At 70.5% G+C, this 573-nt stretch carries 1 protein-coding gene; it reads right to left on the reverse strand.

All coding sequences use genetic code 11. The annotated features are described in order from the left end of the window. Nucleotides 1–436: 5-oxoprolinase subunit PxpA (locus ACNOHI_RS25305; protein ID WP_420477486.1), on the reverse strand; the 436-nt coding region annotated here is incomplete at its 3' end. Nucleotides 437–573: the final 137 nt, after the last annotated feature.

Genomic DNA, 573 nt, shown 5'->3' on the forward strand with positions numbered 1-573 from the left:
CCACGAAGCCACTGCCGGCCAGGCCGAACACGGCCACCGACGGGTCGAAGTCGTGGATCGCCGCCACCACCGCGTCGGCGATGCGCGGGTCGCGCGCGGCCTGGTTGTAGAGCGCGCCATGCGGCTTGACGTGGGCGATGCGGCCACCCTCGGCTTGTGCGATCGCAGATAGCGCGCCCAGTTGATAGAGGACGCCGGCATAGATCTCGCTCGCCGGCAGGTCCATCTCCTTGCGCCCGAAGTTCTCCGGGTCGTGGAAGCTCGGGTGCGCGCCGATCGAGACATTCTTTTCGACCGACCAGCGCACGCAGTCGCGCATCGCCTGCGCGCCGCCCGCGTGCCAGCCGCACGCGATGTTCGCCGACGTGACGAGGTCCAGGAGCGCCTCGTCGGAGCCGCAGCCCTCGCCGAGATCGGCATTCAGATCTATTTCCATGATGTTCTCGTCCTGAGGGGTGAAGGGGGGGGCCGTCAGGCGGCCCGGGTGCCGGCCGCCAGCGCCCGGCGCTGCCGCTGGTGCGCCTCGTCGCGCAGCGCGATCGCCACGTCGATCTGGCGCAGGTAGGCGCGCTC

This window comes from Noviherbaspirillum sp. ST9, from assembly GCF_048799745.1.
Classification (GTDB): domain Bacteria; phylum Pseudomonadota; class Gammaproteobacteria; order Burkholderiales; family Burkholderiaceae_D; genus Noviherbaspirillum.